This is a genomic window from Plantactinospora solaniradicis (assembly GCF_042658085.1).
GTDB classification, from domain to species: domain Bacteria; phylum Actinomycetota; class Actinomycetes; order Mycobacteriales; family Micromonosporaceae; genus Plantactinospora; species Plantactinospora solaniradicis.
Genome location: NZ_JBHSPR010000085.1, coordinates 30,173 through 36,903, shown reverse-complemented (window position 1 = coordinate 36,903; position 6,731 = coordinate 30,173). Strand labels below are relative to the sequence as shown.

Here is a 6,731-nt window from a genome sequence, read left to right as displayed (position 1 = left end):
TGTCCGGGTCGACGGCACCGCGCGGCACCCGGCCGGCGTTTGTCCGTCCACCGGGCGGGTAGGGCCAGGTACATGACCGACAACGACAGGCACGTCTGGCGGGACGAGGAGCGGTTGCCGCTACGCGAACTGGAACGGGCGATGTCCAGTTCGACCCCTGACGGGCAGGTCGACGACGTGACCGGTAACGATGCGGGTGCGGAGTCGGCGTTCGGCCACGGGCCGGAGGCGGCCGAGGAGGATCTGCCCGCCGACACGCGGGCGGGCGAGGATCGCGCCGCCCAGACCACCGACGACCAGCGCCAGTACCGGCCGTCGACCACCGGCCGGTCCGGACCACACTGATCCGGCGACGATCCACCGGAGGTCGCGGGGACGGCCGGGCGTGATCCATCCGGTCAACGGCGCCGGTTGGCCGCCCAGTAGAGCGCCAGCATGGCCAGGGACGCCACCACCAGCGCGGGTCCGAGCGCGGCGACCGAGGTACGGCCGATCAGCACGCCGAGCGCGGCCGGCAGAAGGGCTCCGCCCAACCCGGCCGCGCCGATCTGCACCCCGATCGCCCGATCGGCGTGCTGCTGGCCCACCCGCTCGGCCGTGGTGAGGGTGAGCAGCGGAAAGACCGCAGCCGCACCGAACCCGATGATGGCGAGGCCGAGCACCGCCAGCCAGGCCGGTCCGGGCAGGGCGACGAGCGCCGACCCGGCGGCCATCCCGAGCATGCTGCCGAGCAGCACCGACCGGGTGCTCAGCCGATTGGCGAAGAGGCCCTGCACGACCCGCCCCACGAAGAGGCTGCCCCAGTAGAGCGACACGCAGAGGCCCGCCGCGGTCGCGCTCATCCCCCGGTTCTCGGTGAGTAGCAGGAACGCCCAGAGCCCGGCGGCCACCTCGATCGCCACGTACACCGCGAAGGTCAGCGCGCCGAACCACACCGCCGGCAGCGCCAGGGTGGCCCTGATCCGTACCGGACCGGCCGGCGGGGCGGGGACGTCGGTCGGAGTCGGCCCGCCCGGGCCCGCCCGGTGCTGCGCCCAGTTCCGGGCGGTGAGGACGAAGGCCAGCGCCAGCACGGCCTGCGCGGCGGCGACGATGCCGTACCCCCAGCGCCAGGCCAGGCCGGCACCGAGCACCGTGGTCATGATCAGCGGCCCGATGGCGACCCCGAGTCCGAAACACGCGTGCAGCCAGTTCATGTGGCGTGGACCGAACGCTCCCGCGGCGTACGCGTTGAGCCCCGCGTCGATGGCACCGGAGCCGAGTCCCAACAGCAGCGCGCAGCCGACCATCAGGGGCAGGCCCGGCGAGCCGGCGTAACCGGCGAGCGCGAGGCTGGCCAGCGCGGTACTGCCGGCCAGCAGCCAACCGACGCCGAGCCGGGCGATGGTGAAGCCGGCGACGACGCTGGAGACCAGGTAGCCGACGGTGCCCGAGGTCAGCAGCAGCCCGACGGCCTCGGTCGGGACCGTGAAGTCCGACCGGATCGACGGCCAGCCGACGCCCAGCAGGCCATCGGGAAGGCCGAGGCTGACGAAGGCCAGATAGGCGAGGACGAGCAGCGAGGTCGCAGTGGTGGTGGTGCGGGAGGTGGTGGACACGCTCGTCGATCATGCCCGAGAGGCGGGCGGGTTTCCACCGGGATGCGGACCCGTGGTGCCAGAGATGGATCAAGCGGACAGGTCGCCCTCAAATCGTCCGAACGGGTGACGGCGATCGGCCGCCGTCAGGGCAGAATTTCGGGATGCATCAGGCTCCTGGTTTTCTCTCGACGCGGCAGCGCCGGCTGGCCTGGCTCGGTTTCCTGCTCACCGCGCTCCAGGCTCCCGTCGCCGCCCGGCTGGTCGACGACGGTTCCTGGCTGTTCAGCCTCTGCGTCGCCATGATGGTCGCCACGGTGATCCTGGCCGACGACGCGATGCGGCGTCGCCCGGCCGACGCCAGTTCGGCCGAGTAGCCACCCCACCCCGGGCGACCACCGGGCCCGTCGAGCCCGCCGGGCCCGGACTGACCAGGGCCGCAGCCCGACGGCAGCTCCTCCGATCCGGTCCGGCGAGCGGATTCGGCGGTTCCGGTTAGGCTGCTGACATGCCAGGCACGGTCGGGCGGGTTCCCGCTCCCCCCTCCACCGTGGCCGGAGCGCTGCCGACCGCCGATCCGAGAGTCGCGCCTCCGGCCGGCCTGCGCTGGCTCGACACCCCGCTCGGTCCCCCGGAACACTGGGATCCCGCCGTGCGCGCGGTCGTCGACCTGGTGCTCTCCGCCCCGGTCGCGATGGCCCTGGCGTACGGCGACGAACTGGCGCTGATCTACAACGACGGCTTCGCCCAACTCATCACGCCGAAGCATCCGGGCGCGTTCGGCCGGCCCGCGGCCGAGGTGTTCCACGAGGTATGGCACGTGCCGGGCGTCGGCGACGTGCTCGAACGGGTCTACCGGACCGGCGAGCCCTTCCTGGAGCGGGAGACCCCGCTACCGATCGTGCGCGAGGAGTCCGGGATATCGGAGCAGTCCGTCTTCACCCGGGGCTACTCCGCCGTCCGGGACTCGACCGGACAGATCATTGGCGTCCTCACGGTGACCGCCGAGACGACCCAGGTCACCCAGCGGTTGCAGAACCTCAGCGAGCTGGCGTCGGCGCTGTCCGGCACCCTCACTCTCGACGACGTCGCCCGGGTCGCGCTGCGCAGCGCCGTCTCGACGTTCGGTGCCGACCAGGCCGAGTTCGGCGTGGACGACGGCAACGGCTGGCGGGTGGTCCGGCGGATCCGCGGCGAGGTGCTGGACGAGGCCGACGAACGCCTTCCCCCGTTGTGGCGTCGGCACGACGCCGGCTCCAGCGCGCCGCTGGTGCTGACGGCCGACAGCGGTACGCCGATGTTCGCCAGCGACGGTCAGCCGCTCCTGCACAACGCCGTCGACCGCCACGACGAGAAGATCCGCGCTCTGGCCGCGTTGCCGCTGCGTACGCCGTCCCTGCGCGGCGGGCTCGCGGTCGCCTACCGGCAGCCGCACCTCTGGCCGCCCCCGGAGCGCGCCCTGCTGACCGCGTCCGCGGAACTGGTGGCCCAGGCCGCCGAGCGGGCCCGGCGGTTCGAGACGCAGCACGGCACGGCGCAACTGCTCCAGCGCAGCATGTTGCCGGAGCATCTGCCCGACCTGCCACTGCTACGGATCGCCGCCCGCTACGACGCGGGCGTCGACGGCAACGCGGCGGGCGGCGACTTCTACGACGCCTTCACGCTCCCGGACGGTCGGCTGGCCGTGGTCCTCGGCGACGTCGCCGGCCACGACGTACAGGCCGCCGCCCTGATGGGGCAGGTACGCGCGGCGCTGCGGGCGCTCGCGCTGAGCGACGCCGACCCGACACCGGTGCTGGCCGGGTTGGACCGGATGGTGACGAGCCTGAGCGCGCAGGCGCACAGTGACGAACTGTTCGTCACCGTGGTCTACGGACTGATCGAGGCGGGAAGCGGCCGGTTGACCATCGCCAGTGCCGGTCATCCCCCGCCACTGATCCGGCGCGGTTCCCCCGGCCAGCCGGCCACCGTCCGGTACGTCGACGTGCCGCCCGGCGTGCCGCTCGGGCTCGACGGACCACGGGCGACGGTCACCGTGGACTTTCCGCCGGGCGACACCCTGCTGCTGTTCAGCGACGGGGTGGTGGAGCGCCGGCAGCGCAGCCTGAGCGAAGGGCTGGACACCCTCGCCACCGCCCTGGCCGGGGCGGCCACCGGTGACCCCCGTACCCTCTGCGCGCTGGCCACCGGCGCGGTTCCGGGAAGCACCGAGGACGATGTCGCGGTGCTCGCCGTCGAGCACGCCACCACCCCCAGCCGGTCGGCGAGCATGGAGGTTCCGGCGGAGCCGACCGCGCCCGGCCGGGTACGGCACTGGATGAACGCCCAGTTGACCCTCTGGGCGGTGCCCGAGCAGGTGATCAGCGGGGCGGTGCTCTGCACGAGCGAGTTGACCACCAACGCGCTGCTGCACGCCGGCACCGCCGCCCGCGTGGAGATCGACCTCAGCCCGGAGCGGTTGCTGGTCTCGGTCGCCGACAGCGGCACCCGGGGCTCGGTGACCCGGACCCGGACCGAGAAACTCAGCAGCCGGGGTCGCGGTCTGGGGCTGATCGAGCAACTCAGCGACGCCTGGGGCACCGATCCGACGGTCCGCGGCTCCACGGTCTGGTTCGAGATCCTGATCCCGCCCGGGCCGGCGGCATCGGGCTGACCGCCGCCGCACCCCGCTGACCTGGGGCAGGACGCGCGATCCGGCGCGGGGGCCGACCCGACGGCGGGATCGACCAGCACGCGTGCCCGTGCCGGAGGCGTGCGAACCGGCCCTGCGGGGCAAGGTTGGCGGCGTGGATCTCTCCGCTGTCGCGTACGCATTGATCGGCTTCGGTGCTCTGCTCGCCGGCATCCTCCCCCGGGTGTTGGAGCGTCGGCCGCTCTCCATGCCGATCGCCTTCCTCGGCCTCGGCATGGTCGTCTTCCTGCTGCCGCTGGGACTGCCGGAACCGGATCCGCTCAGCCACGCCGGGATCGCCACCCAGCTCACCGAGATCGGCGTGATCGTGGCGCTGATGGGCGCCGGCCTGAAGATCGATCGCCCGCTCGGCCGTCGCCGCTGGTCCTCGGCCTGGCGGCTGCTGGCCATCGCCATGCCGCTCTGCATCGCCGCGGTCGCGGTCCTGGGCTGGTGGTGGATGAGCCTGGCACCGGCCGCCGCACTGCTGCTGGCCGCCGCGCTGGCACCGACCGACCCGGTGCTCGCCTCCGACGTGCAGGTCGGCGAGCCGACCGACGTCGAGGATTCCGAGGACGAGGTGCGGTTCGCCCTGACCGCCGAGGCGGGACTCAACGACGGGCTCGCCTTCCCCTTCGTCTACGCCGCCATCGCCATCGCCACGGCGGGCCTGGCGCCCGGAAACTGGCTGGGCGAGTGGCTGACCGTCGACGTGGGCTACCGGATCCTGGTCGGGGTGGCCGGCGGGCTGCTGGTGGGATGGCTGCTCGGCAAGCTGTTCTTCCGGGCCAGGTCGAACAAGCTCCGGCTGGCCCGGCATTCGGAGGGTTTCCTCGCGCTGGCCGCCACCTTCCTGTCGTTCGGCCTGGTCGAGCTGGTCGGCGGGTACGGCTTCGTCGCCGTCTTCGTGACGGCTCGGGCGATCCGGGCGGCGGAACGGTCGCACGAGTACCACCAGGTGCTGCACAACTTCGCCGAGCAGGTCGAGCGGCTGCTCACCGTACTGTTGCTGCTGCTCCTCGGCGGCGCGGTGGTCACCGGGCTGCTGGCCCCGCTGACCTGGCCGGCGGTGGCGGTGGCCCTGGCGCTGGTCTTCGTCGTACGTCCCCTGACCGGCTGGCTGTCGCTGCTCGGCACCCCGGGCCGGCCCGCGCAGCGGTGGGTGATCGCCCTGTTCGGCATCCGCGGCGTCGGGACGTTCTACTACCTGGCGTACGCCACCACGCACGCCTACTTCCCCGGAACCGACCTGCTGTGGGCGACGGCCGGCCTGGCGGTGATCGTCTCCGTGGTCGTACACGGGGTGGCGGCGACCCCGGTGATGCAACTCCTCGACGGAGACACACCGGGAAGCGCCGACGACTCCGCCGGGGCGCGGGTGCCCCGGGCCCGTCGTGCCCCCGCAGCGGCGGCCCAGGAGTGAGACCCGGCCGGGGTCGCCCGGGTCACCGATACATGTGCAGCCGGACGGCGGTGGACGTGTCGTCGGTGTGCACCTGCACCAGGTCGCACAGGTAGTTCACCAGGAGCAGGCCCCGGCCACTGTCGCTGACCGGCGACGGCGGGATCCGGCCGGCGAGCCGGTCGGTGAGCACGCTGGATCCGGTGATCTCGCAGACCACGCCCTCCTCGTCGAGCCAGGCCCGCGCCATGGCCGGCCGACCGGAGTGCACGACGGCGTTGGTGGCGATCTCGTTCGCCGCGACCCGCAGGTCCTCGACCCGTTCGGCCGGCAGTCCGGCCTGCCAGGCCAGTGTGGCGACCATCGCGCGCATCTCGGAGAGTCCCGAGGCGTCGAAGAACAGCGTGGCCGCGGACGGCTCCGGTGCGGGAAAGGGCAGGTTCAGGGCGTCGACGACGTTCTCGGGGCGGCCGTAGCCGGCGCTGGGCTGCCGGTCGCCGCCTCTGATCAGGTACGGATGGGTGCTCGCGGCGTCGGCGATGGCGTCGACGTCCAGCCGTGCCGAGTCGTACGGGCAGAGGATGCTGACCGGCTGCTCGGCCAGGGCGATGTTGATCAGAGCTTCGTGCTGCACGCACCGGGGATAGGCGGTTGCCGACCGGCCCGGCCAGATCGGCTCACCGACGATGCGTACCCGGACCCGGTCGCTCTCGGCGACGAAGGCGTGCAGGACGCCCGGAATGATCCACGCCGGGTTGCGCCCGTCCCGGGCCATGTCGACGAACCGCAGGTCGGTGCTGGCACCGAGGGCCGTCCGGAGCAGGTCCAGCCGGGCCCCGGGCACCGCGATCAGGACCGGCTCGTCGGCGGCGAGTCCGGTTTCGACGAACGACCGGATGCTGGTCACGTAGTCGTCGTCGTCCCGGTAGAAGAGCGCGTCGTGGCGCAGCGATCCCGCTTCCGGCCCCGTGTCCGACTCGAAGGTCATGGCCTGCCCGCCGCCCCCGACGCATCCACCCGTGACGCGTCCATCCTCACCTCCGATCAGCAGCCTACGCGCCGCCGGCTACGGGTAGCCACG

General features: G+C 72.9%; 6 protein-coding genes. 4 read left to right on the top strand and 2 right to left on the bottom strand.

What is annotated here, in order from left to right; translation table 11 throughout:
* Positions 1–72: 72 nt before the first annotated feature.
* Entirely contained in the window at positions 73–345 is a 273-nt protein-coding gene (locus ACFP2T_RS43945; RefSeq protein WP_377433073.1) for a hypothetical protein, read from the top strand.
* Positions 346–398: 53 nt separating this feature from the next.
* Here the strand turns inward: ACFP2T_RS43945 and ACFP2T_RS43940 are convergent, their stop codons facing one another.
* Positions 399–1,598 (bottom strand): MFS transporter, encoded by a 1,200-nt coding sequence (locus tag ACFP2T_RS43940; RefSeq protein WP_377433071.1) that lies wholly within the window; start codon positions 1,596–1,598, stop codon positions 399–401.
* Positions 1,599–1,741: 143 nt separating this feature from the next.
* On the opposite strand from ACFP2T_RS43940, the gene ACFP2T_RS43935 reads away from it, so the two are divergent.
* The 3 genes from ACFP2T_RS43935 to ACFP2T_RS43925 all read left to right on the top strand — a co-directional run bounded on the left by ACFP2T_RS43935 (position 1,742) and on the right by ACFP2T_RS43925 (position 5,671).
* The gene (locus ACFP2T_RS43935; RefSeq protein WP_377433069.1) at positions 1,742–1,954 is read left to right on the top strand and encodes a hypothetical protein; all 213 of its coding nucleotides are present in this window, start codon (positions 1,742–1,744) and stop codon (positions 1,952–1,954) included.
* A 131-nt stretch (positions 1,955–2,085) separates the two neighbouring features.
* Positions 2,086–4,230 (top strand): ATP-binding SpoIIE family protein phosphatase, encoded by a 2,145-nt coding sequence (locus tag ACFP2T_RS43930; RefSeq protein ID WP_377433067.1) that lies wholly within the window; start codon positions 2,086–2,088, stop codon positions 4,228–4,230.
* 133 nt (positions 4,231–4,363) lie between these two features.
* Complete coding sequence (locus ACFP2T_RS43925; protein ID WP_377433065.1) at positions 4,364–5,671, top strand: cation:proton antiporter; 1,308 nt, start codon at positions 4,364–4,366, stop codon at positions 5,669–5,671.
* 22 nt (positions 5,672–5,693) lie between these two features.
* On the opposite strand, the gene ACFP2T_RS43920 is transcribed toward ACFP2T_RS43925, so the two are convergent.
* A complete protein-coding gene (locus ACFP2T_RS43920; RefSeq protein WP_377433064.1) occupies positions 5,694–6,638 on the bottom strand; it encodes an anti-sigma factor RsbA family regulatory protein in 945 nt (314 codons plus the stop codon).
* Positions 6,639–6,731 lie beyond the last annotated feature (93 nt).